Source organism: Micromonospora sp. Mcm103 (genome assembly GCF_024519755.1).
In the GTDB taxonomy this organism is placed as follows: Bacteria; Actinomycetota; Actinomycetes; order Mycobacteriales; family Micromonosporaceae; genus Micromonospora; species Micromonospora aurantiaca.
Genome location: NZ_JALJRJ010000013.1, coordinates 119,530 through 141,414, shown reverse-complemented (window position 1 = coordinate 141,414; position 21,885 = coordinate 119,530). Strand labels below are relative to the sequence as shown.

General features: G+C 72.9%; 22 protein-coding genes. 14 read left to right on the top strand and 8 right to left on the bottom strand.

Going from position 1 to position 21,885, the window contains the following annotated elements:
* Positions 1-11 precede the first annotated feature (11 nt).
* Both OC439_RS17810 and OC439_RS17805 read left to right on the top strand, forming a co-directional pair.
* On the top strand, positions 12-656 hold the full coding sequence (locus OC439_RS17810; RefSeq protein WP_120568947.1) for an HAD family hydrolase: 645 nt from the start codon (positions 12-14) through the stop codon (positions 654-656).
* Positions 657-895: 239 nt separating this feature from the next.
* Positions 896-1,825 (top strand): serine protein kinase RIO, encoded by a 930-nt coding sequence (locus OC439_RS17805; protein WP_262014400.1) that lies wholly within the window; start codon positions 896-898, stop codon positions 1,823-1,825.
* Positions 1,826-1,871: 46 nt separating this feature from the next.
* Here OC439_RS17805 and OC439_RS17800 read toward each other — a convergent pair whose 3' ends face one another.
* Positions 1,872-2,120: a DUF2630 family protein gene (locus tag OC439_RS17800; RefSeq protein WP_013287422.1), complete on the bottom strand. Its 249-nt coding sequence runs from the start codon at positions 2,118-2,120 to the stop codon at positions 1,872-1,874.
* Between the two features lie 311 nt (positions 2,121-2,431).
* On the opposite strand from OC439_RS17800, the gene OC439_RS17795 reads away from it, so the two are divergent.
* The 8 genes from OC439_RS17795 to OC439_RS17760 all read left to right on the top strand — a co-directional run bounded on the left by OC439_RS17795 (position 2,432) and on the right by OC439_RS17760 (position 10,727).
* A complete protein-coding gene (locus tag OC439_RS17795; RefSeq protein WP_262014431.1) occupies positions 2,432-3,769 on the top strand; it encodes a cytochrome P450 in 1,338 nt (445 codons plus the stop codon).
* Positions 3,766-4,641, top strand: coding sequence for a terpene synthase family protein (locus tag OC439_RS17790; protein ID WP_262014399.1), 876 nt, complete (start codon positions 3,766-3,768; stop codon positions 4,639-4,641). Before OC439_RS17795 ends, OC439_RS17790 begins: the two co-directional genes overlap by 4 nt.
* Positions 4,638-6,197, top strand: a complete 1,560-nt coding sequence (locus OC439_RS17785) for a prenyltransferase/squalene oxidase repeat-containing protein (protein ID WP_262014398.1) — start codon at positions 4,638-4,640, stop codon at positions 6,195-6,197. Before OC439_RS17790 ends, OC439_RS17785 begins: the two co-directional genes overlap by 4 nt.
* 80 nt (positions 6,198-6,277) lie before the next feature.
* Entirely contained in the window at positions 6,278-8,749 is a 2,472-nt protein-coding gene (locus OC439_RS17780; RefSeq protein WP_262014397.1) for a nitrate- and nitrite sensing domain-containing protein, read from the top strand.
* Between the two features lie 66 nt (positions 8,750-8,815).
* Positions 8,816-9,241 (top strand): roadblock/LC7 domain-containing protein, encoded by a 426-nt coding sequence (locus tag OC439_RS17775; protein ID WP_262014396.1) that lies wholly within the window; start codon positions 8,816-8,818, stop codon positions 9,239-9,241.
* Complete coding sequence (locus tag OC439_RS17770) at positions 9,238-9,627, top strand: DUF742 domain-containing protein (protein ID WP_013287416.1); 390 nt, start codon at positions 9,238-9,240, stop codon at positions 9,625-9,627. The genes OC439_RS17775 and OC439_RS17770 overlap by 4 nt, the downstream gene beginning before the upstream one ends.
* Complete coding sequence (locus OC439_RS17765) at positions 9,608-10,216, top strand: GTP-binding protein (protein ID WP_013287415.1); 609 nt, start codon at positions 9,608-9,610, stop codon at positions 10,214-10,216. Before OC439_RS17770 ends, OC439_RS17765 begins: the two co-directional genes overlap by 20 nt.
* A gap of 28 nt (positions 10,217-10,244) precedes the next feature.
* Positions 10,245-10,727 carry a GNAT family N-acetyltransferase gene (locus OC439_RS17760; RefSeq protein ID WP_262014395.1) on the top strand — a complete coding sequence of 161 codons (483 nt, stop codon included), beginning with the start codon at positions 10,245-10,247 and terminating at the stop codon, positions 10,725-10,727.
* Between the two features lie 6 nt (positions 10,728-10,733).
* Here OC439_RS17760 and OC439_RS17755 read toward each other — a convergent pair whose 3' ends face one another.
* Entirely contained in the window at positions 10,734-11,582 is an 849-nt protein-coding gene (locus OC439_RS17755) for a LysR family transcriptional regulator (protein WP_262014394.1), read from the bottom strand.
* Between the two features lie 95 nt (positions 11,583-11,677).
* Between OC439_RS17755 and OC439_RS17750 the strand changes: the two genes are divergently transcribed.
* The gene (locus tag OC439_RS17750; RefSeq protein ID WP_262014393.1) at positions 11,678-12,409 is read left to right on the top strand and encodes an SDR family oxidoreductase; all 732 of its coding nucleotides are present in this window, start codon (positions 11,678-11,680) and stop codon (positions 12,407-12,409) included.
* A 237-nt stretch (positions 12,410-12,646) separates the two neighbouring features.
* Here OC439_RS17750 and OC439_RS17745 read toward each other — a convergent pair whose 3' ends face one another.
* Positions 12,647-13,426: a hypothetical protein gene (locus OC439_RS17745; protein ID WP_262014392.1), complete on the bottom strand. Its 780-nt coding sequence runs from the start codon at positions 13,424-13,426 to the stop codon at positions 12,647-12,649.
* Positions 13,427-13,503: 77 nt separating this feature from the next.
* Positions 13,504-13,974, bottom strand: coding sequence for a YfbM family protein (locus tag OC439_RS17740; protein ID WP_262014391.1), 471 nt, complete (start codon positions 13,972-13,974; stop codon positions 13,504-13,506).
* Positions 13,975-14,059: 85 nt separating this feature from the next.
* On the opposite strand from OC439_RS17740, the gene OC439_RS17735 reads away from it, so the two are divergent.
* Positions 14,060-14,464 (top strand): SRPBCC family protein, encoded by a 405-nt coding sequence (locus OC439_RS17735; protein WP_262014390.1) that lies wholly within the window; start codon positions 14,060-14,062, stop codon positions 14,462-14,464.
* Between the two features lie 166 nt (positions 14,465-14,630).
* On the opposite strand, the gene OC439_RS17730 is transcribed toward OC439_RS17735, so the two are convergent.
* From OC439_RS17730 to OC439_RS17720, 3 genes are all read right to left on the bottom strand, one after another.
* Positions 14,631-14,837 (bottom strand): hypothetical protein, encoded by a 207-nt coding sequence (locus OC439_RS17730; protein WP_262014389.1) that lies wholly within the window; start codon positions 14,835-14,837, stop codon positions 14,631-14,633.
* An 83-nt stretch (positions 14,838-14,920) separates the two neighbouring features.
* Positions 14,921-15,877, bottom strand: a complete 957-nt coding sequence (locus OC439_RS17725) for a trypsin-like serine peptidase (RefSeq protein ID WP_262014388.1) — start codon at positions 15,875-15,877, stop codon at positions 14,921-14,923.
* A 262-nt stretch (positions 15,878-16,139) separates the two neighbouring features.
* Positions 16,140-18,995 (bottom strand): aconitate hydratase, encoded by a 2,856-nt coding sequence (locus OC439_RS17720; RefSeq protein ID WP_262014387.1) that lies wholly within the window; start codon positions 18,993-18,995, stop codon positions 16,140-16,142.
* A 155-nt stretch (positions 18,996-19,150) separates the two neighbouring features.
* Here OC439_RS17720 and OC439_RS17715 point away from each other — a divergent pair, with 155 nt between their 5' ends.
* Positions 19,151-19,507 (top strand): VOC family protein, encoded by a 357-nt coding sequence (locus OC439_RS17715; protein ID WP_262014386.1) that lies wholly within the window; start codon positions 19,151-19,153, stop codon positions 19,505-19,507.
* Positions 19,508-19,530: 23 nt separating this feature from the next.
* The gene (locus OC439_RS17710; RefSeq protein WP_262014385.1) at positions 19,531-20,184 is read left to right on the top strand and encodes a DedA family protein; all 654 of its coding nucleotides are present in this window, start codon (positions 19,531-19,533) and stop codon (positions 20,182-20,184) included.
* A gap of 844 nt (positions 20,185-21,028) precedes the next feature.
* On the opposite strand, the gene OC439_RS17705 is transcribed toward OC439_RS17710, so the two are convergent.
* The gene (locus OC439_RS17705) at positions 21,029-21,850 is read right to left on the bottom strand and encodes a hypothetical protein (RefSeq protein WP_262014384.1); all 822 of its coding nucleotides are present in this window, start codon (positions 21,848-21,850) and stop codon (positions 21,029-21,031) included.
* Between the last annotated feature and the right edge of the window lie 35 nt (positions 21,851-21,885).

Genomic DNA, 21,885 nt, shown 5'->3' with positions numbered 1-21,885 from the left:
AGGGTGCCCAGGTGCCGTTGCTCCTGCTCGATCTGGACAACACCCTGCTGGACCGCGACGGGCCGTTCCGCGCCTGGGGAGAACGCTTCCTGGACGGCATCGGCGCGCCGCCGGCCGACCTCGACTGGTTGGTGTCCGTGGACGCGGACGGGCTGACCAACAGGTGGGACGTGGCGGATGCGATCCGCGACCGGTACGCGCTGCGCATCCCCTCGATCGACCTGGTCGACGAGCTGCACGACGGCGTGGTGGCCCACATGCGGCTGGACCCGCTGGTGGCCTGCGCGCTGCGGATCGCCGCCGACGCGGGCTGGGTGCCGGTGGTGGTCACCAACGGCGCGTCTCGTCAACAGGACGCCAAGATCCGCAAGACCGGCCTGGACCGGTACGTCGCCGACTGGGTGATCTCCGAGGAGGCGGGCGTCAGCAAACCGAACCCGAGGATCTTCGCGCTCGCCGCCCAGCGGGCCCGGATGCCGCTGCGCGGCGCGTGGGTGGTGGGCGACAGCCCGGAGGCGGACATCGGCGGCGCGACGGCTGTGGGCCTGCCCAGCGTCTGGCTGCACCGGGGACGCCGCTGGTCCGATCCGAGGTTCGCGCCCACCCGGATCGAGGACGGTCTGATCGCGGCCGTCGCGGCCGTCCTGGCCGGCTGACGGCGCTCGGCGGCGCGGGCCGGCGGCGGCACAGCGGCGCGGGCCGGCCGGCGGCCGCGGCGGCACGGTGGCGCACCGCGCGGAAAATCCGTTGACCCGCCGCGGGCGGGACACGAGCATGGTGCCGCGCGAGTGCGCAGCCGGGTGTGCCCGGTCGAGGAGAGGGGGTCGGTCATGGCCGTTTTCGCAGGGTCGTACCACCTGCCTCCACCAGCCTCGATCGAAGGACAGATCCACCCGTGCGCGATCACGACATCCCGGCGCCGCAGCGCCGTGGCCGCGGCAAGAGCCGCTTCGACGACGACGAACCCGACTTCCTGAAGCGGGGGCGGCGTACCCCGCCGGCCCTCACCGACCCGGACGCCGAGCCCGAGGCGGAGGACGCCTGGTCCTCCTGGGACCAGGCCGTCCACGGCCCCGAGCCGCATCCGGAGTGGCTGGTCACCGAACTGGCCGCCCGGGACACCGAGCTCGGGGTGCTCAAGACCGGCAAGGAGGCGGACGTCCACCTGGTCCGCCGTGCCGTGCCGGGTACCGACCGCGCCTGCCTGCTCGCGGTCAAGCGCTACCGCGACGCCCAGCACCGGCTGTTCCACCGCGACGCCGGTTACCTGGAGGGCCGCCGGGTACGCCGGTCCCGTGAGATGCGGGCGATGACCGGCCGTACCGCGTTCGGCCGGCAGATGATCGCCGGCCAGTGGGCGGCGGCCGAGTTCGCCGCGTTGTCCCAGCTCTGGGAGATCGGGGCCGCCTCCGGGCGGATCGCCGTGCCCTACCCGGTGCAGCTGCTCGGCACCGAGCTGATGCTGGAGTTCGTCGGCGACGCCGAGGCGGGGGAGGCCGCGCCGCGGCTGGCCCAGGTCCGGCCCGACGACGACGAGCTGCGCGACCTGTGGGACCAGCTCGTGGAGGCGCTGACGGTGCTCGCCCGGGCCGGGTACGCACACGGCGACCTGTCCCCGTACAACCTGCTGGTGCACGCGGGCCGGCTGGTGATGATCGACCTGCCCCAGGTGGTCGACGTGGTGGCGAACCCGCAGGGGGCCGACTTCCTGGCCCGCGACGTGCGGGTGGTGGCCGCCTGGTTCACCGCCCGCGGGATGCCCGCGACGGTGACCGACCCGGCGGCGCTGACCGAGGCGCTGCTGCGGGAGGCGGGCGTCCGCTGACCGGCCGGCGTCCCGGGCGGGAGACCGCCCGGGACGCCGGTCCGGGTCACTGGAGGTAGCGCTCGACCTCCGGCACCGGGCGTTCGCCCTGGGCGTCCGGGTCGCCGTGTGCCTGGCGGGCGGCCCGGCGACGGCGCAGCAGGTCCCAGCACTGGTCCAGGGACTCCTCCAGCGCGCGCAGCCGCTCCCGCGCCTCGTCGTCGGTGCCGGCCTCGTGCTGCTGCGCGTCGGCACGCAGCCGGTGCTCCTCGTCGACGAGTTCCGAGATCCGGCTCAGGATGGTCTTGTCGTCCATGCCCGAAGCTTGGCACAGCGGACGGGCCCGCGCCCGCGTTCTGCCGCCGTCCGTCAGAGGTGAGCGTTGCTCGCTCTCCGCAACGACCACTGTGTACGCGAGTGACGCATATCCCACGGGCTCCATTCTCGACAAAGAGATTGTTGTTACGTGAAATATCCTCCGACCTGCCTTTTGATCTGCGGCTCAGGATGGCATGCTCGCGAGCAACGTCACGGGTCGATACGGAGTCGCGACCCTGAGTCAACCGAGGGAGCGTTCAGGTGCCCGAACCGACGGACACACCGAGGCCCACCGGCCGACCCCGAACCGTGCCGCTGCGGCAGATCCTGCCGGCGGTGCTCCGCGACCCCGCCCGGGCACTCATCGACATCGGCAACCGTACCGAAGGTGAACTGGTCCGGCTCAACCTCGGCTCGTTCCGCCCCTACCTGGTCACCCACCCCAAGCACGTGCAGCACGTCCTGCGTGACCGGGCGGACAACTACGAACGGGCCGGTGACGGGCTGTTCTGGCGCCCGGTCAAGCGCCTGTTCGGCGAGGGGATCCTCGGCGAGGGGCAGATCTGGTCGGCCAGCCGCCGGATGCTCCAGCCGATGTTCACCGCCAAGCGGGTCGAGGCGCTGGTCGACGGGATGGCCGACGCCATCCGCGACGCGGTCGACGAGCTGGACGAGCCGGCCCGCGCCGGGCAGCCGGTCGACATCGGCGTGGAGCAGGCGCGCATCGTCAGCCGGGCGATCATGAAGGTGCTGTTCGCCGACCGGATCTCGGTGCCGGACGCGATGCGCGTGATCGAGGCGCAGGACCGGATCGCCACCGCCGTCATCCCCCGGATCATCGTGCCGTTCGCGCCGCTGTCCCTGCCGATGCCCGGCGACCGCACGTTCGCCCGTGCCGTCCGCATCGTCGACGACGTGCTGGTGCCGATCGTCCGCGAGACGCGGGAGTCCGCCGACCAGGGCGACGACGTCATCTCGACGCTCTGGCAGGCCCGCACCGACGACGGGCGGCAGCTCGACGAGCGGCAGGTCCGCAACGACACAGTGGCGATGTTCGCCGCCACCACGGAGACCACCATCAACGTGCTGACCTGGGCCTGGCCGCACCTGGACCAGCACCCCGAGGTGGCCGAGCGGCTCTACGCCGAGATCGACGAGGTGGTCGGCGGCGAGCCGGTACGCCGCGAGCACCTGAGCCGGCTCACGTACACCCGGATGGTGCTGGACGAGCTGCTGCGGCTCTATCCGATCGGGTGGATCATCCCGCGCCGCGCGGTCGCCGGGGACGTCATCGACGGCGTGCCGATCGAGCCCGGCGCCACGATGGCGGTCAGCCCGCTGATCACCCAGCGGATGCGGCAGTTCTGGGACCGCCCGGACGAGTTCGACCCGGAACGGTTCCGCCCCGAGCGCGTCCGCGCCCGCCACCGGTACGCCCACTTCCCGTTCGGCGGCGGGCCGCACCAGTGCCTCGGGATGTACCTGTTCTACCTGGAGGCCCAGCTCATCCTCGCCACCATGCTCAGCCGCTACCGCTTCCGGCTGCACCGCCCCGGCGTACCCGGACTGCGGCTGGCCGCGGCGCTGCGGCCACGCGAACGCGTCGAGCTGACGCTCGTCGCCGCCGGGCGGACGGAGCCGGCATGACCGACGGGCCGACACCCGATCCGCTGGCGGTCGCCGCCGAGCAGGGCCGGGTCTGCGCGCTCGCCGCGCAGGGCCAGCGCGGCCTGCGCAGGGCCGCCGCCGCGCACCCCGAGCTGTTCCCCGGCGACCCGTTCGACGCGACACTGTTCAGCAGCATCGCGCAGGCGATGGCGTTCAGCGCCCCCTGGCACACCGCCGCCGAACTCGCGGTGACCAACCGCGCGGTGCTGTGGGGCTTCGCCGTCGACTGGCTGGTCGACCACCAGGCCACCAGCCGGGCCGAGGTCGACCGGATCACCACCGTCTGCCTGGACGTGCTCGACGGCGGCGAGTCCGCCGACCCGCTGGGCCGGTTCCTTGCCGAGCTGCGCGACGACGTCGCCGCCGCACCCGCCTATCCGGCGCTGCGCGGCCTCTGGCGCGACACGATGGCCCGCACGCTCGACGCGATGGCCCGCGAGTGGGACTGGCGGCACACCGGCCGTCCCACGCTCGCCGAATACCTCGCCAACGCCGACAACCTCGCCGCCACCGTGGTGAACGTGGCGCACTGGATCCACACCGGATCGGTGTCCGACGCCGCCACGCTGGCCCGGCTGATCGAGGTCGGCGACGAGGTCCAGCGGGCCCTGCGCCTGGTCAACGACCTCGGCACCCACCGCCGCGACGCCGAGTCCGGCGACCTCAACGCGCTGCTGCTCGTGGACGATCCGGCCGAGGTCGAGCGGCTCTTCGCCGAGCAGGTCGACCACTGCCGCGTCCTGCTGGCGAAGCTGGCCGGCGAGGTGCCGCGGGAGGCCGGCTTCCTGTCCCGGCAGCTCGGCTTCACCACCGGCTTCTACCGGAACACCGACTTCTGGGGCGTGCGGTGACGCTCACCGCCGGGCCGGTGCCCGCCACCCGGTCCGGGACCACGCACGACCTGATCACCGCGCTCGGCGGTGAACCGGAGGGGCAGACGTCACCGTCGGTCTACGAGACCGGACGGCTGGTCGCGCTCGCGCCCTGGCTCGACGGCCACGACCGGCGCGTGGCCTGGCTGCTGGACCGGCAGCGCCCGGACGGCGGCTGGGGCGGCCCCGGCGGGTACGCGCTGGTGCCGACGCTCAGCGCGGTCGAGGCCCTGCTCGCAGTGCTGCACCGCGACGGGCCGTCCGCCGCGCCCGCCGACGCCGCGCGCCGGGGACTGACGTACCTGACCGGCGCGCTGCGCGACGGCACCCCGCCGGACCTGCCGGCCACCGACCTGATCGTGCCGGCGCTGCTCACCGCCGTGGACCGGCACCTCGACGGCCCGGCCGGGCCGCCACCCGGGCTGGCCGAGTGGGCCGGCCGGCCCCGCCTGCCGCTGCCGGCCGGTCTCGACCCGGCCCGCCTGACCCGGGTACGCGGACTGCTCGCCACCGGACGGCCGGTGCCGGAGAAGCTGGCGCACGCGCTGGAGGTGGCGGGCGAGCTGGCGTACCGGGCGCCCGGCGTGCGCCCCTCGGCCAGCGGCGCGGTCGGCGCCTCACCGGCCGCCACCGCCGCCTGGCTGGGCGGCCCGGAACCCGGCCCCGCGCTGGACTACCTGAACGCTGTGTCCCGGCCCGGCCCGGTGCCCTGCGCGAGCCCGATCACCGTGTTCGAGCGAGCCTGGGTGCTCGGCATCCTGGTCCGCGCCGGCGTGCCGGTCGGCACGCCCGAGCCGGTGCTGACCGAGCTGCGCGCCGCGGTCGGAGCGTCCGGCGCGGCCACCGCGCCCGGCCTGCCCGCCGACGCCGACACCACGGCGGTCACGCTCTACGCGCTGGCCCGGCTCGGCCGCGCACCCGGCGTCGCGGCGCTGGACGGGTTCGACACCGGAGCGCACTTCTGCACCTGGCCGGGGGAGGACGGTGCGTCCCTGACCACCAACGCGCACGTGCTCGACGCGCTCGGCGAGCATCCGAGCGCACCCGGCGTCACCGGAGCCCGGCGCCGGGTCACCGAGTGGCTGCTGGAACGGCAGGAGCCGGACGGGCGGTGGGAGGACCGCTGGCACGCCTCGCCGTACTACGCCACGTACGCGGTGCTGCTGGCGCTGGCCGACCACGCGCCGGACGGCGCGGCGCGTACCGCCGTCGAGCGCGGGGTGGCCTGGCTGCTGGACACGCAGCGCCCGGACGGCTCCTGGGGACGGTGGGACGGCACCGCCGAGGAGACCGCGTACGGGGTGCTCGCCCTGGCCGACGCGGGCCGGCCCGGTGACCCCCGGATCACGTCGGCGCTGGCGCGGGGGCGTCGTCGACTGTCCGAGCTGGACGGATGCGACGGTGAACCGGCACTATGGCACGACAAGGACCTCTACCGCCCGACGCGGATCGTGCGCGCCGCGGTGCTGGCGGCCTCCGGCCGTGCCGGGGCGACCCGGACCGGGGCCGCACCTACCATGATCAGGATCGCTTGAATGAGGTTCACGACGGCTGCTAGCGTGCGCCGGAGTCGATCGGATTTCGGACCGACCGAAGACCGGGCCAGGACGGTGTGATGGGTTCCCGCAGTACGAATCTCCGTACGAAGATCATCGCGCTGCTGGCGTCGCTGACCGCGCTCTGGGCGTTCGCCGCGTGGGTGACCGTACGGGACGGATTCAACCTGCTCGGCGTGCAGACGCTCAACGCGCGCGTCTTCGAGCCGAGCGACCCGCTGCTGCAGGAGTTGCAGGCCGAACGCCGGCTGTCGCTGCGCTACCTCGGTGAGTCCGACCCGAGCCGGCTGCAGGAGCTGGAGGCCCAGCGCGCGCGTACCGACGAGACCGCCGGCGCGCTGTGGCGCTCGGTGCGGGACTGGCGCACCGAGATCCCGGCCAGCGAGGAGCTGATGCAGCGGCTCGACGAGCTGAAGACCGAACTGGACCAGCTCGGCCAGATCCGCGCCGACGTCAGCCGCAAGACCATCGACCGGACCACCACGCTCATCGCGTACGACGAGGCGGTCGACGGGATCTTCGCGGTCTTCGACGCCCTCGGCGGCCTCGACGACGACGAGATCGCCAAGGACACCGCCGCGCTGATCGACCTCAACCGGTCCCGGGAACTGCTGTCCCAACAGGACGCGCTGCTCACCGGCGCGATCGCGGCCAACCGGATCACCGTCGGCGAGCAGACCGCGTTCGCCCGCCTGGTCGGCGCGCAGTGGTTCCTCGCCGACCGCACCGCCCGCGAACTCGCCCCCGGCGACCGTGCCCGCTTCGAGCGGATGGTCGAGGGCGAGGCGTTCCAGCAGCTCCGCACGCTCCAGGACCAGGTGCTCGCGGCCAAGGGCGCCGAGGTGCGCCCGCCGGTGACCGCCGCGGCGTGGCAGGCCGCCGCCGAGAAGGCGATGGCCGACCTGCGCGAGGTGATCCTCGCCGGCGGTGAGGACATCGTGTCCCGGGCGATGCCGGTCGCGATCGGCGTCATCGTACGGCTGGTGCTCGCCGCCGGCCTCGGCCTGATCGCCGTCATCGCCTCCGTGGTCGTCTCGATCACCACGGCCCGGGCGCTCGTCCGCCAGCTCGAACGGCTCCGCGAGGCCGCCTTCAAGCTGGCCCACGAACGCCTGCCGAGCGTGGTGGACCGGCTGGGCCGCGGCGAGGAGGTGGACGTCGCCCGCGAGGCGCCACCCCTGCAGTTCGGCGACGACGAGATCGGCCAGGTGGGCAAGGCGTTCAACGTCGTGCAGGAGACCGCCGTCCGCACCGCCGTCGAGCAGGCCGAGCTGCGCCGCAGCGTCCGCGACGTGTTCCTGAGCCTGGCCCGGCGCACCCAGGCGCTCGTGCACCGGCAGCTGACGCTGCTGGACGCGATGGAACGGCGCGAGCACGACGCCGAGGAGCTGGAGGACCTGTTCCGGGTCGACCACCTGGCCACCCGGATGCGGCGTAACGCGGAGAACCTGATCGTGCTCTCCGGCTCGACGCCGGGCCGGGCCTGGCGGCGTAACGTCCCCATGGTCGACGTGGTGCGCGGCGCGGTCGCCGAGGTCGAGGACTACACCCGGGTCACCGTGCGTCCGCTCGGCGAGGTGTCGCTCACCGGCCGTGCCGTCGGTGACGTGATCCACCTGCTGGCCGAGCTGATCGAGAACGGACTCTCGTTCTCCCCGCCGCAGACCACAGTGGAGGTACGCGGTCAGCTGGTGGCGAACGGCTTCGCCATCGAGATCGAGGACCGCGGTCTCGGCATGAGCGCCGACGAGCTGGCCGCCGCCAACGCGCGCATCGTGGACCGGTCCGAGCTGAACCTCGCCGATGCCGCCCGGCTCGGCCTGTTCGTGGTCAGCCGGCTCACCGAGCGGCACGGCGTCAAGGTGCAGCTCAAGGAGTCCGCGTACGGCGGGACCACGGCGGTGGTGCTCATCCCGCGTGAACTGATCACCGCCGACGGGGCCGACGCCCTTCCCGCACCCGGGACGGCCCTGCCCGCGGCACCCGCGCCGGACCCGGTGCGGAGCACGCCGGCCGGCGACGGACCGGCGACCCCGTCCGGCCCGGACGGCGCCGCCGAACCGGACCAGCCGGCCGAGCCCGCCCCGCAGGTGCCGGAGCCGGTGACGCGGGCGCCCCGGCTGACCCCGTCCGGGCTGCCCGCGCGCACCCGCAAGCGGCAGCCCGCGGTGGCGGGGCCCACCACGGAGCTGGCAGTGGTGGAGCGGCGGCCGGCCGCCACGACGGACGCGGCAGAGGCGTCGCCGGCGACGGAGCCGGAGACCGAGGCGGAGACGGCGCCGGTCACCGACGCGGGACTGCCGGTCCGGGTACGCCAGGCCAGCCTCGTGCCGGAGCTGCGGCACGACCAGAACGCGGCGGACGACGACGCCGCCGACGACGACACGGCGCGTGCACCGGAGCAGGTGCGCCGGATGATGAGCTCCTACCAGAGCGGCACCCGCCGCGGCCGTACCGATGCCGCGCGCCTGCTCGGCGGAGCGCAGGGGGCCGGCGGTGGGCCGGCCGACGCGGACGAGCAGGTTACCTGACCGGGACGTCGACGCGACGGAAACCGGAAGCTGACGGCACACCAGCCGGGAAGATGAGGACGACGAGTGGCGCAGAAGACGGCTTCGAGCGCGGATCTGACGTGGCTGCTGGATGACCTGGTCGGCCGGGTCAAGCAGGCGGAGCACGCCGTGGCGCTCTCCACCGACGGACTGTTGATGGCCTCGTCTCGCGGATTGAGCCGGGACGACGGCGAGCACCTGGCGGCCATGGCGGCGGGCATCCAGAGCCTGGCACGCGGCGCGGGCAAGCGATTCGGTGGCGGACAGGTACAGCAGACCATCATCGAGATGCAGTCCTCCTTCCTGTTCGTCACCGCGGCCGGGCGCAACGCCTGCCTGGCGGTGCTGGCCTCGGAGGACGCGGACGTCGGCCTGATCGCGTACGAGATGGCCATGCTCGTCACCCGGGTCGGCCGGTTCGTCGCGTCACCGACCCGGGAACAGCCCCTCGGCGAGAACGCGGCACTATGACCGGCCGGGGGGACTCCGCGGAGCAGGAGTGGGTGGACGACCACGCCGGCCCGGTGGTGCGCCCGTACGCGGTGACCGGAGGCCGGGCCCGCCCGGTCACCGGCACGTTCGACCTGATCTCGCTGGTCACCTCGACCCGCACCGATGTCGGGTCGGAGTCCGGGCTGGGCCCGGAGCACGTGGCGATCGTCGGCCTCTGCCAGCGGATCCTCTCCGTGGCCGAGATCGCCGCCCATCTCGACCTGCCGGTGGGCACGGTCCGGGTCCTCCTCGGAGACCTGGCCGCCCGCAGCCTGGTACAGGTACGCGAGCCGCGCGCGACCACCGCCGGCCTTCCCGACGAGCACGTTTTCGAGGCGGTAATCAATGGACTACGGGCGCTCTGAGCGGCCGGCGGGCGCCGCGCCGCTGCCCACCGCGATCAAGATCCTGATCGCGGGCGGGTTCGGCGTCGGCAAGACCACAATGGTCGGCGCGGTCAGCGAGACCCGGCCGCTGCGCACCGAGGAGGTGCTGACCGAGACCGGGATCGGCATCGACGACCTGTCCGGCATCGAGGAGAAGTCGACCACCACGGTGGCGATGGACTTCGGCCGCATCACCATCAGCGACGACCTGGTGCTCTACCTGTTCGGCACGCCCGGGCAGGACCGGTTCTGGTTCGTCTGGGACGAGCTGGCGCTCGGCGCGCTCGGTGCGGTGGTGCTCGCCGACACCCGCCGGCTGGCCGACTGCTTCCCGTCGATCGACTACTTCGAGGGGCGCGGTACGCCCTTCGTGGTGGCGGTGAACTGCTTCGAGGGCGCCAAGACGTTCCGTCTCGACGAGGTGCAGGCCGCGCTCGACCTGGACCCGGGCGTACCGGTGGTGCTGTGCGACGCACGCAAGCGGGAGTCGGCCAAGGAGGTGCTGATCACGCTGCTGGAGCACGCCATGAAGCTGCGGGAGGCGCGCCGCCGCGCCGCCGAGGACTGAACTGTCACACATCGACGGGGGAGTGGCGATGACCGAGGTGACGGTCCGGGCGATGAACCCGGACGAGTTCGACAGATGGCAGGACGAGCTGGCCGCCGGGTACGCGCGGGAGCACGTCACGGCCGGCAACTGGACGCCCGAGGAGGCGCTCGACCGGGCCCGGGAGGCCACCGCCGGCTTCCTGCCGCAGGGCATGGCCACGCCCGGCATGCTGTTCCTGGTCGGCGAACTGGCCGACGGCTCACCGGTCGGCTGGCTGTGGATCGGCCTGAGCCACCCGCGCGGTCTCGCCGACTGCGCATTCCTCTACGACATCGAGGTGGCCGCCGGGCACCGGGGCCGGGGCCTCGGGCGGGCGCTGCTCGCGGCCGGGGAGCGGGCGGCCCGGGAGCACGGCGCCCGGGCGCTGGAGCTGAACGTCTTCGGCGCCAACGAGACGGCACGCAAGCTGTACGAGAGGTCCGGCTACCGGGTCGTCACCCAGCAGATGCGCAAGGATCTGCCCGCCTAGGAGCGGTCAGAGGCGGGTGGCGGTCCGGATCAGGGCGGCGAGTGGCCGGGACCGGCTGTGCGGCGGCCACGCGATCACAGTGGTCACCGCCGGGGCGTCCGGCACCGGCACGGCGGCCAGGTCGGCGAGCAGCAGCGACCGGACCGACTCCGGCAGCACCACCGCGGTGCGGCCGAGCGCGATGAGCTGGAACAACTGGGCGTGGTCCCGGACCTCGGGGCCCGGACCGTCCGGGTACGACCCGTCGGCCCGGGGCCAGCGCGGCATCGGCAGGCCGGGCAGCGTCTCCACCTCGGCCATCAGCAGGTGCGGCCGCCGAGCCAGCGGATGTCCGGCCGGCAGGACCGCCACCTGCTGCTCGGTGACCAGTTCCTCGGTGTCCAGCCCCGTGGTCGAGTCGAACGGCAGGTGCAGCAGCGCCACGTCGGCCCGCCCGTCGCGCAGCAGCCGTTCCTGCTCGCCGATGCCGCACAGCAGCACCTCGACGGGGACCGCGTCCGGCTCGGCCGCGTACGCGTCGAGCAGTTTCGGCAGCAGCTCGCTCGATGCACCCGCCTTCGTCGCCAGCACCAGCCCGGGGCCGCCGTTCGCGGCCTCACCGGCGCGGCGGGTACGGCGGCCGGCGGCGTCCACGGCGTCCAGGGCGGCCCGGCCCTCCCGTAGCAGCACCGCACCTGCGGCGGTGAGCGCGACGCGGCGGCTGTCCCGTTCCAGCAGCGTCACGCCGAGGCGCCGTTCGAGCTGGCGGATCGCCCGCGACAGCGGCGGCTGCGCGATGCCGAGGCGGCGCGCGGCGCGGCCGAAGTGCAGTTCCTCGGCGACCGCGACGAAGTAGCGAAGCTCCCGCGTCTCCATCCCGCCACCGTACCGCCGGATCGATACCCGTCGGGTATCGCTCGCTACCGAGGTGGTGTTGGAGGCCCGAACGCCGCGCGGACAGGATCGAGACCATGAGCGAACGGACGACCGCGCTGGTGACCGGCGCGAACAAGGGAATCGGGTACGAGATCGCGGCCGGCCTGGGCGCGCTGGGCTGGCGGGTGGGCGTCGGCGCCCGGGACGAGCAGCGGCTCGCCGAGGCGGTGGCGAAGCTGCGGGCGGGCGGCGTGGACGCGTTCGGCGTACCGCTGGACGTCACCGACGACGCGAGCGTGACCGCCGCCGCCCGGCTGCTGGAGACGGAGGCCGGCGGGCTGGACGTGCTCGTCAACAACGCGGGCGTGACAGGCGGCGTGCCCCAGCACCCGGGGGACGTGGACCTCGCGACCATCCGGACCGCGGTCGAGGTGAACGTGATCGGCGTGGTCCGGGTGACCGAGGCGATGCTGCCGTTGCTGCGCCGCTCGGCCTCGCCCCGGATCGTCAACATGTCCAGTGGCGTCGGCTCGCTGACTCGGCAGAGCGCCTCGGAGGGCGAACATCAGACCGGGCCGCTGTCGGTGGCGTACTCGCCGTCGAAGAGCATGCTCAACGCGGTGACGATCCAGTACGCGCGGGCGCTCGCCGGCACGGGCATTCTGATCAACGCCGCCTGCCCGGGTTTCACCGCGACCGACCTCAACGGCTTCCGGGGCGTGCGGACTCCGCAACAGGGCGCGGCGATCGGAATCCGGCTGGCGACGCTGCCGGACGACGGGCCGACCGGCGGCTACTTCGAGGACGCGGGCGTGATCCCGTGGTGACTCCGGTCAGTGAGCGGCGACGGCGCTCGGCCGGACCTGTGCTCTTCTAGACGTGACTGAGCGTGACGCTCACGGCGGGACATATTGCTGTCGAGCGGTATACCTCAGAGTCATAACTATGACTCTGAGGTATACCGTCTCAGGTGACGTCACTTCCCCGGACGACACGCCCGGACATGCGGTGGTCCGTCAGAGCGCGGTGCGGACTCGCGCGGGCCGGCTGGCGAGGGTGGCCCGTCAGCACCACATGACCGGATTGCCGGTCGCCACCGACGCCGCGCACAGCCGGCGCAGCGGCTCCACGATGTAGGCGAAGTCGCCGCCCGACCGGCTCCGGGTCCGTACCGCGAGCCGTTCGGGCGGCGGCTCGCCGTGCTCGCCCACCGGCCGCATCGCCACCACCGTCCGCGTCCCGCCGGCGGTCAACTCCACCCGGTCGCCGGGCAGCGGCCGCTGGCCGAACCGCACGGCCCGGAACAGCGTCACCGGCGGGTCGGCGCGGTCGAGGACGAAGAAACCGTCCGGATCGACGCCCGCCTGAAAGGCCGGGCCGAACATGAACAACCCGCGGTAGGCCTCGACGTACTGCATCACGACCGCGCCGGTCGCCTCGTCGATCAGCTCCACCTCGTCGGTGACCCGGTCGGCGCGTGCGAACGCGTCCAGTTCGGCGAGCGCGACCGCTGCCCGGTCGGCGGGCAGCGAGCCGCCGTTGAGGTCCGGCAACGCGGCGGCGAGCGTCGGGAAACGGTGCTCGCCGGCCGCGCGCAACGCCTGCTGGAACAGGCGTACGCCGGTCCAGTTGGACACGCACTCGCTGACCATCTCCATGTGCCGGTGCGGGCAGGCGTCTCCGGTCATCCACGCGTAGAAGGCGTTGTCGGCGGCCCCGTCGTACCCGCCGGCCTGCACCAGCGCGAGCCAGCCGTCCTCGTCGTAGCCGACCGGCCCGACCGGGCACGGCGTGGCGAGGCCGTCCTGCCAGCACCGGCAGTACACGAACGCGTCGAGTCCCACGCCGGCACGCTACCGGCGCCCGCCCGGCGCCGCGTGCCGGTTTCCGGCCGCTCAGGTGGCGCGCGCTGATCTGCGGCTCAGGTGACGGCGAGCAGCACTGCGTCTCCGCGCGCCGCCGCGTCGCGGTAGAAGTCGCGCAGTGCGGCGAAGTTCGGCAGCAGGTAGCTGTCGAACTCGTCGTCGCCGTCGTCCCAGATGTGCGGGTAGATCTCGGCCTCCGACATGGCCTCCGGGTCGAAGCGGGCCCGCAGCGTCGCGTCGTCCACCGCGTCGAGCCCGGCGGCCACGGCGCGCACGGCGTCCGGCATGAGCAGCCGGGCCGGGCCCATGCCGAGATCCGGCCCGATCGGGTCGCCGCCGACGATCGCCGGTCCGGCGTCGCCCCGGATCTCGTACGTGGTGCCGTTCAGCAGGTAGTGCAGGCCGTGCCACGCCTTGTCGAGGTCGAGCTCGTCCGGGCCACCCTGGAACACGGTGCCGACCTTCTCCGGGTCGGCGAGGACCGCCGCCAGCTCCTCGGCGGGCAGCCGGCGTGCGTTGAAGATCATGCCCATGGGGTTGCCTCTCGGGGGTGCCGGTGGGAATCGGCGGCAGCGTAGCGTGCGCGTGTGACAGCCATGGCACCATCGGCGCATGGCCACTGACACCCGGCACCTCAGCGTCCACATCGACCGCACGGTCGCGGATGTCTACGCCTTCGCCGCCGACCCGGCGAACCTGACCCGCTGGGCACCGGGCCTCGGCGGCTCGGTCGTGTCCCTCGACGGCCACTGGTTCGTGGACACACCCGAAGGGCGGGCGCGGCTGACCTTCGCACCGGCCAACGAGTACGGCGTGCTCGACCACGAGGTGCGGACGCCGTCGGGCGAGACGGTGTACGTGCCGTTGCGCGCCATCGCCGACGGCGACGCCACCGAGGTGGTGTTCAGCCTGCGGCGGATGCCCGGCATGAGCGACACGGACTTCGACCGGGACACCGCGCTCGTGGAGGCGGACCTGGCCCGGCTCAAGGCCGTACTGGAGAGCGCCGCCGGCTGACCGGCGCGCGTGGTCACTCCGGCGCGCATGTTCGCTGAAATGGGAATTGCGGCCGGGCTCGGCCGGAGATCGTGAGCGGGAGGGAATTCGGCGCACCTGTGCGCCGGCGTTCGAATCCGGCAGGCGCAATCCGGCTCACGCAATCCGGCGCACGCAATTCGGTGATTCAGTCGCCGATCGCGTCCCGCATTCGTTCCCTCGTCCAGTATTCGGACGGGTCGGTGGCGCCCGGGCTCGGATTGTGCGTCGCGACCACCGGGCCGGGCGGCGCCGGTCGCGCCCCGCCGCCGTCGCGCGCCGCGAGGACCACGACGGCCGCGGTGACGGCGAGCGCCGCGACGGCGGCCGCGCCGAGCAGCACACGATGTGACATGTCGCCTCCTCCGGGGCCGGGTGCCGGTCTGACTGGCGCCGGTCCGCCTGGTGCGCCGGGCGGCACACCAGGCGGACCGTCGTTCACCAGGTGTCGTTCGCGTACGTGTTGTAGAGCGTCCCCACCACCGCGGCGGAGAAGTACGGCGAGCCGTTCGTGTTCGAGCCGCTCGAGTAGCTCATCACCCCGTGCACGTCACCACGTCTGGTGGTGTTGTCGTAGCTGTAGTACCACGGGCCGCCGCTCGAACCGCCCCCGAAGCCGCAGTTCATCTCGATCCGATTGCTGCCCGCGTCCCTCGACGTGCCCGAGCAGACCCACTGGATCTCGCCGCTGTCCTTGTTGCTCGGGTAGCCGAAGATGTCGTAGTGGTACTCGCGGCCACCGCCGGTGAGCAGCCCGTTGGCCCCGACCGCGTCCACGATCGACCGGCTGCCGTAGACGAGCGCGACCGCCACGTCGTACTGCCGCTCACGGGTGCTGATCCAGCCGCTCGGCACCGCCAGCGTGGACCAGTCCCAGGTGCCGTACGGCTGCGCGCCGTTGCGGTACGACGGCACGAACATCCAGTTCGCGGTGTGCCAGTCCCGGCCCGGCCCGTCGTGCACGCAGTGCGCGGCGGTGAACACCATGTTGCGCGCCGGGCTGTTCACCACGCTCGCCGAGCAGTAGTGGCCCAGGCCGTCGGTCGAGCTGGTGTAGAAGATCTTCCCCACCGTGATCGATTCGTTGAGCTGGGTGCCGAAGCCGCTGCCGTCCTTCGGCGCCACCGCCTCCGCGAAGCGCCGCACCCGCTCCGCCGCAGGGCTCCGGGTGACCGGGCCCGCGCCCTTCTCCACCTCGTCGGCGGGAGTGGCCGCCGCCATGCGCTCGGCCGTCCAGTACGCCCGGGCCTGCCCGGCCGACGACCCCGCCTTGCGCTCGATCGAGGTGACCGCGGCCGGAGCGGCGGTGCCGGACGTGGTGCCGGTGGCGGCCTGAGCCGGAGCGCCGGCGAGGATCGTCGGCAGGATCAGGATCGGCAACGCCAGAAGTCTCATCGACGTTTTCATGAATTCCTTCCCAGTCTTTCGATTTCCGTATCGAAAACTGGAGCGCCCCCGTGGTTCATCGCGATAGCGGAAACGTATCGACGGGCTTCGGGGCGTGTCAACGAATCATGGACGTCGATTCTGTGCAGTGTCGGATGTGCGATCGGCCCGCGGGAATTCCATCGAGTCGCAATTTGCAGGGTGGATGAGGTGCACGAATAGGGCCGCTCCCCGCCGGAGCGGGAAGCGGCCCTGTGTCAGCCGTACGGGATCAGCTGGCGATCATGCGGCGCAGCACGTACTGCAGGATGCCGCCGTGGCGGTAGTAGTCCGCCTCACCCGGGGTGTCGATGCGGACCACGGCGTCGAACTCCACGCCGGTGTCGGTGGTGACCTTCACCGTGCGCGGGGTGTCGCCGTCGTTGAGCGCGGTGACGCCGCTGATCGAGAACGTCTCCGTGCCGGTCAGGCCCAGCGACTCGGCGGTCTCGCCGCCCGGGAACTGCAGCGGCAGCACGCCCATGCCGATCAGGTTCGAGCGGTGGATCCGCTCGTACGACTCGGCGATGACCGCCTTCACGCCCAGCAGCATCGTGCCCTTCGCCGCCCAGTCACGCGACGAGCCGGAGCCGTACTCCTTGCCGGCCAGGATGACCAGCGGGACGCCCGCCTCCTGGTACGCCATCGAGGCGTCGTAGATCGAGGTCTGCTCGCCGGTCAGGTGGTTGACCGTGAAGCCGCCCTCGACACCCGGGACGAGCTGGTTGCGCAGCCGGATGTTGGCGAACGTGCCCCGGATCATCACCTCGTGGTTGCCCCGGCGGGAGCCGTACGAGTTGAACTCGTGCCGGGCCACGCCGTGCTCGGCCAGGTACTTGCCGGCGGGGGAGTCCGCCTTGATCGAACCGGCCGGGGAGATGTGGTCGGTGGTCACCGAGTCGCCCAGCTTGGCCAGCACCCGCGCGTCGGCGATGTCCTGCACCGGGGCCGGCTCCTGCTGCATGCCCTCGAAGTACGGGGGCTTGCGCACGTAGGTCGACTCGCCGTCCCAGGAGAACGTGTCACCGGTCGGGGTCGGCAGCGACTGCCAGCGCTCGTCACCGGCGAACACGTCGGCGTACGCGGCGCTGAAGCCGGTCGCGCCGATCGCGGAGGCGATGACGTCCTGGATCTCGGCGCTGTTCGGCCAGATCTCCCGCAGGAACACCGGGTTGCCCTGGGCGTCCTCACCGATCGGCTCGTTCGCCAGGTCGATGTCCATAGTGCCGGCGAGCGCGTACGCGACCACCAGCGGCGGGGACGCCAGGTAGTTCATCTTGACGTCCGGGTTGATCCGGCCCTCGAAGTTGCGGTTGCCGGACAGCACCGACACGACTGCGAGGTCACCCTCGTTGACGGCGGCGGAGACCTCCTCCGGCAGCGGGCCGGAGTTGCCGATGCAGGTGGTGCAGCCGTAGCCGACCAGGTTGAAGCCGAGCTTCTCCAGGTACGGGGTGAGGCCGGCGCGGTCGTAGTAGTCCATGACGACCTTCGAGCCCGGCGCCAGGGTGGTCTTCACCCACGGCTTGCGGGCCAGGCCCTTGTCCACCGCGTTGCGGGCCAGCAGCGCGGCACCGATCATGACCTGCGGGTTCGAGGTGTTGGTGCAGGAGGTGATCGCGGCGATCACCACGGCGCCGTGGTCCAGTTCGTACTCGACGCCGTCGGCGCCGGTCACGCGTACCGGATTGCTGGCCCGGCCGCCCGCGCCCACCGCGGCGGTCTCCAGGTCGCGCGGCGCGTCCGCCGGGTCGTTCACGCCGTTGGCGGGGGAGTCGCTGGCCGGGAACGACTCGGCCGACGCCTCGTCGGCCGGGCCGTCGGTGCCGAACGGCTTCTCCTGCTGCGGCACGCCCGGCTTGCGGCCCGGGTCGCCACCGGTCTCGTCGGCGGCCACGTAGTCGCTGAGCGCGGCGCGGAACAGCGTCTTGGCGCTACCGAGCGGCACCCGGTCCTGCGGGCGCTTCGGGCCGGCCAGCGACGGCTCGATGGTGCTGAGGTCCAGCTCCAGGCGCTCGGAGTACTCCGGCTCGCGCTCCGGGTCGTGCCAGAGGCCCTGCTCCTTGGCGTACGCCTCGACCAGCGCGACCTGAGCCGCGTCGCGGCCGGTCAGCTCCAGGTAGCGGACGGTCTCGGCGTCGATCGGGAAGATCGCCACGGTCGAGCCGTACTCCGGCGACATGTTGCCGATGGTGGCGCGGTTGGCAAGCGGCACCGCGCTCACGCCCGGGCCGTAGAACTCGACGAACTTGCCGACCACGCCGTGCTTGCGCAGCATCTCGGTGATGGTCAGCACCAGGTCGGTGGCGGTGGTGCCGGCCGGCATCTCACCGGAGAGCTTGAAGCCGACCACGCGGGGGATCAGCATGCTGACCGGCTGGCCGAGCATCGCGGCCTCGGCCTCGATGCCGCCGACGCCCCAGCCCAGCACGCCCAGGCCGTTGACCATGGTGGTGTGCGAGTCGGTGCCGACGACCGTGTCCGGGTACGCCTGGCCGTTGCGCTCCATGATCGTGCGGGCCAGGTACTCGATGTTGACCTGGTGCACGATGCCGGTGCCCGGCGGGACGACCTTGAACTCGTTGAACGCGGTCTGGCCCCAGCGCAGGAACTGGTAGCGCTCCTTGTTGCGCTCGTACTCCAGCTCGACGTTGCGCTCGAAGGCGTCCGCGCGGCCGAACAGGTCGGCGATGACCGAGTGGTCGATGACCAGCTCGGCCGGGGCCAGCGGGTTGACCTTGCTGGCGTCGCCGCCCAGGTCTCGGACCGCCTCGCGCATGGTGGCCAGGTCGACCACGCAGGGCACGCCGGTGAAGTCCTGCATCAGCACCCGGGCCGGGGTGAACTGGATCTCCACGCTCGGGTCGGCGGTGGCGTCCCACGCGCCGAGCTGCTGGATGTGGTCGGCGGTGATGTTCGCGCCGTCCTCGGTCCGCAGCAGGTTCTCCAGCAGGATCTTCAAGCTGTAGGGCAGTCGCTCGTGGCCCTCCACCTTGTCGATCCTGAAAATCTCGTAGCTCGCGTCTCCGACGCGTAGCTGGGTCTTCGCACCGAAGGTGTCGAGGCTCGCCACGTCGTACTCCTTCACACCAGCGACCGTGAGTAGTCCTGAGCAGTTTGTCGCACCGACCGGGGCGCTGCCGTGCTTAGGCAACACTTACCTGCGTCGGTCTCAACAAAACCGTACGTCCGTCTTGCTATTCGTGCAACCTCGTGCCACGCTGCGGGACGAGGAGGTGCCCCATGATCCATCACGTCCTGCTCGCCTGCCCCCGCGGCTCCGAGGACGCGTCCCGCTCCTTCTACACCGGCCTGCTCGGCCTCACCGAGAAGCCCAAACCCCCGGCCCTCGCCGCCCGCGGTGGTTGCTGGTTCACCGGGTACGACACCGAGCTGCACCTGGGCGTCGAGGACGACTTCCGCCCCGCCCGCAAGGCGCACCCCGCGTTGCTGCGCCCCGACCTCGACGAGCTGGCCGCCCGCCTGGACGCCGCCGGACACACCGTGACCTGGGGCGACGACGAGATTCCCGGCATGCGGCGGTTCCACACGTACGACCCGCACGGCAACCGGCTGGAGTTCCTGGCCCCCGCGGGGTGACCGGGCACGGGTAGGGTCGGCAGGTGGTCGACGTACAGCACTGGCTCGCCGCCCTCCCACCGGGCCTCATCTGCCTGCTCGTGGGCGTGGTGATCGGCGTGGAGAGCATGGGCATCCCGTTGCCCGGCGAGATCGTGCTGGTCAGTGCCGCCCTGCTCGCCGCCACCGGCGCCGTCGGGCCCGAATGGGTGGCCGCCGCCGCGGCCACCGGCGCCATCCTCGGCGACTCCATCGGGTACGCCGTGGGCCGGCGCGGAGGTCGCCCACTGCTGGAACGGCTCGGCCGGCGCTTCCCGAAACACCTCGGTCCGGCACACCTGGCCCGCGCCGAGCTGAGCTTCGCCCGGCACGGCGTCTGGGCGGTGTTCTTCGGGCGGTTCGTCGCGCTGCTGCGCATCCTCGCCGGCCCGCTGGCCGGGGCGCTGCGCGTGCCGTACCGCCGGTTCCTGGTCGCGAACGCCGCGGGCGGGCTGGTGTGGGCGTTCGGCACCACCTACCTGTTGTTCTACGTGGGGCAGGCCGCGGAGCACTGGCTCAAGGACATCTCCTGGGCCGGGCTGGTGCTGGCCGTGCTGGCCGGCGTGGTGAGCACCGCGTGGCTGCGCCGCCGCGCCAAGCGCCTGCACGTGCCCGAGCCTTCCGACCAGCCCACTCCGGTCCCCGCCGCCGACCGCTGACCCCTTACTCCCCACCTCACCCGAGGCGGACGACCCAGTCCAGCGCTTCCAGGACATCACCGGACAGGGCCGCACCGCCGCACCGCGCTCTCCCTAGCGCCGCCCCGCCCCGCCCCGCCCCGCCCCGCCCCGCCCCGCCCCGCCCCGCCCTCGCGCCGCCCCGCCCTCGTCCGGCGATCAAGGAGTTTGTGTCCTGTGAGGGCTCCCGCAGTGACACAAACTCCTTGATCGCCGACGCGGATTGAGGCGGGCGGGTGGGGTGGGACGGGTCGGACGGGAGAGGGCCGGTCGGCGGGGCGCGGCGGACCGAAGTGGGCCGGGGCGGGCGGGGCAGTTCGAGTCGGACAGCGATGGGCGGGCGACCGGCGGCGGGCGGGCGACCGGCGGTGGGCGCGCGACCGGCGGCGGGCGGGCGACCGGCGGCGGGGCAGGGACAGGGCGCGGTGGACCGCTGGGCCGGGTGACTGGGGTGAAACGGGATGCGCGCGATGCCGCGTGCCCACCCTGCCCCGTCGATCATGAAGTTGGCGGTGGTTGATGCCCGATTTGTCGCCGCCAACTTCATGATCGACTCGCTGGGCGCGCTGGGCGCGCTGGGCGCGGTGGGCGCGGTGGGCGCGGTGGGCGCGCTGGGCGCGGTGGGGTTGGTGCTGTGGTGCTTCTGGGTGCGCTGCTCGCGGTCACCCCTTGGGTTGGTCGAGATCTTGGTAGGAAACGGCCCTCATGGGGGCCGTTTCCTACCAAGATCTTTGTGCGTTCCGGCTTGTAGGACGGCGATCCTGGGAAGTGGGCGGCGGGCGGGTGTTGACGGGGTGCTGGATCCTGGTGCGGACCGGCGCCGGCGTCAGGGGGCGGTGATCAGGGCGATCAAGGTGTCGCGGGCGGTACGGACTGCGGCCCGGGACTCGTCGGTGTGGTCCAGCGCGTCGAATCCGTGCTGCCCGTTCGGCACGTCCACCACGCACAGCGGGATGCCACGCCGCCGCGCGACCACAGTGAACGCCTCGATGGTGGGGGCGACCTCGGGCCGTTCCCGCCCCGCCCGGGTCAGTACGAGCGTCGGCCGCGCCGCGCCCTCCGCATGCGCGGCGTCGACGCTCGCGGCGTCGACGCTCGCGGCGTCGGGGGAGGCGGTGCCGGACGGAGTGGCGGCGTCCGGGTCTGTGGGCAGGTCGAGGGCGTCGATCGGGCGGAAGCGCGGGTCCACCGGCGGCCATCCGGGCAGCGGCGCCAGCAGCGGATACGTCGCCGCCACGCCGCGCAGCCAGGCGGGCGGGTCGCGGAGCCAGTCGCCGATCAGCAGGCCGGCGCCGGAGAAGAACCAGAGGCCGAGCCGGTCGGCGTCGACGCGTGGGTCGGCGCGGAGCAGTTCGGCGGCGGCGGCCACCCGGGCGGCGACCGTGTACAGGTCGTCCGGGCTCGCCACGGTGAGCCGGGGGATCGCGGCCAGGACGCCCGCCTCGGCGAGCAGTGCGCCGTAGCCCCGGTAGAGCGGCCAGTCCCGCGCGTCGGGGGCCTCGGGCGGTCCCGGTACGCCGTGCACGACGACGACCGCGGGATGCCGGCCGTCGCCGGCGGGTACGTGCAGGTCGACGTCACCGTGCCGTTCCACGGCGGCGGGTGGGGGATCGAGGACGAACGGGCTCTCCCAGAAAACGGTTCCCATCATGGCGATGGTAGGAGAATCCGCCGCCCTCGACT

What these genes read in the sequence shown, in the direction of transcription:
- OC439_RS17760 (WP_262014395.1), top strand. Translation starts at nt 10,245, where the DNA reads ATGACCGAGGTGACGGTCCGGGCGATGAACCCGGACGAGTTCGACAGA.
- OC439_RS17790 (WP_262014399.1), top strand. Translation starts at nt 3,766, where the DNA reads ATGACCGACGGGCCGACACCCGATCCGCTGGCGGTCGCCGCCGAGCAG.
- OC439_RS17730 (WP_262014389.1), bottom strand. Translation starts at nt 14,837, where the DNA reads ATGTCACATCGTGTGCTGCTCGGCGCGGCCGCCGTCGCGGCGCTCGCC.
- OC439_RS17765 (WP_013287415.1), top strand. Translation starts at nt 9,608, where the DNA reads ATGGACTACGGGCGCTCTGAGCGGCCGGCGGGCGCCGCGCCGCTGCCC.
- OC439_RS17750 (WP_262014393.1), top strand. Translation starts at nt 11,678, where the DNA reads ATGAGCGAACGGACGACCGCGCTGGTGACCGGCGCGAACAAGGGAATC.
- OC439_RS17800 (WP_013287422.1), bottom strand. Translation starts at nt 2,120, where the DNA reads ATGGACGACAAGACCATCCTGAGCCGGATCTCGGAACTCGTCGACGAG.
- OC439_RS17715 (WP_262014386.1), top strand. Translation starts at nt 19,151, where the DNA reads ATGATCCATCACGTCCTGCTCGCCTGCCCCCGCGGCTCCGAGGACGCG.
- OC439_RS17770 (WP_013287416.1), top strand. Translation starts at nt 9,238, where the DNA reads ATGACCGGCCGGGGGGACTCCGCGGAGCAGGAGTGGGTGGACGACCAC.
- OC439_RS17725 (WP_262014388.1), bottom strand. Translation starts at nt 15,877, where the DNA reads ATGAGACTTCTGGCGTTGCCGATCCTGATCCTGCCGACGATCCTCGCC.
- OC439_RS17755 (WP_262014394.1), bottom strand. Translation starts at nt 11,582, where the DNA reads ATGGAGACGCGGGAGCTTCGCTACTTCGTCGCGGTCGCCGAGGAACTG.
- OC439_RS17735 (WP_262014390.1), top strand. Translation starts at nt 14,060, where the DNA reads ATGGCCACTGACACCCGGCACCTCAGCGTCCACATCGACCGCACGGTC.
- OC439_RS17705 (WP_262014384.1), bottom strand. Translation starts at nt 21,850, where the DNA reads ATGGGAACCGTTTTCTGGGAGAGCCCGTTCGTCCTCGATCCCCCACCC.
- OC439_RS17780 (WP_262014397.1), top strand. Translation starts at nt 6,278, where the DNA reads ATGGGTTCCCGCAGTACGAATCTCCGTACGAAGATCATCGCGCTGCTG.
- OC439_RS17740 (WP_262014391.1), bottom strand. Translation starts at nt 13,974, where the DNA reads ATGATCTTCAACGCACGCCGGCTGCCCGCCGAGGAGCTGGCGGCGGTC.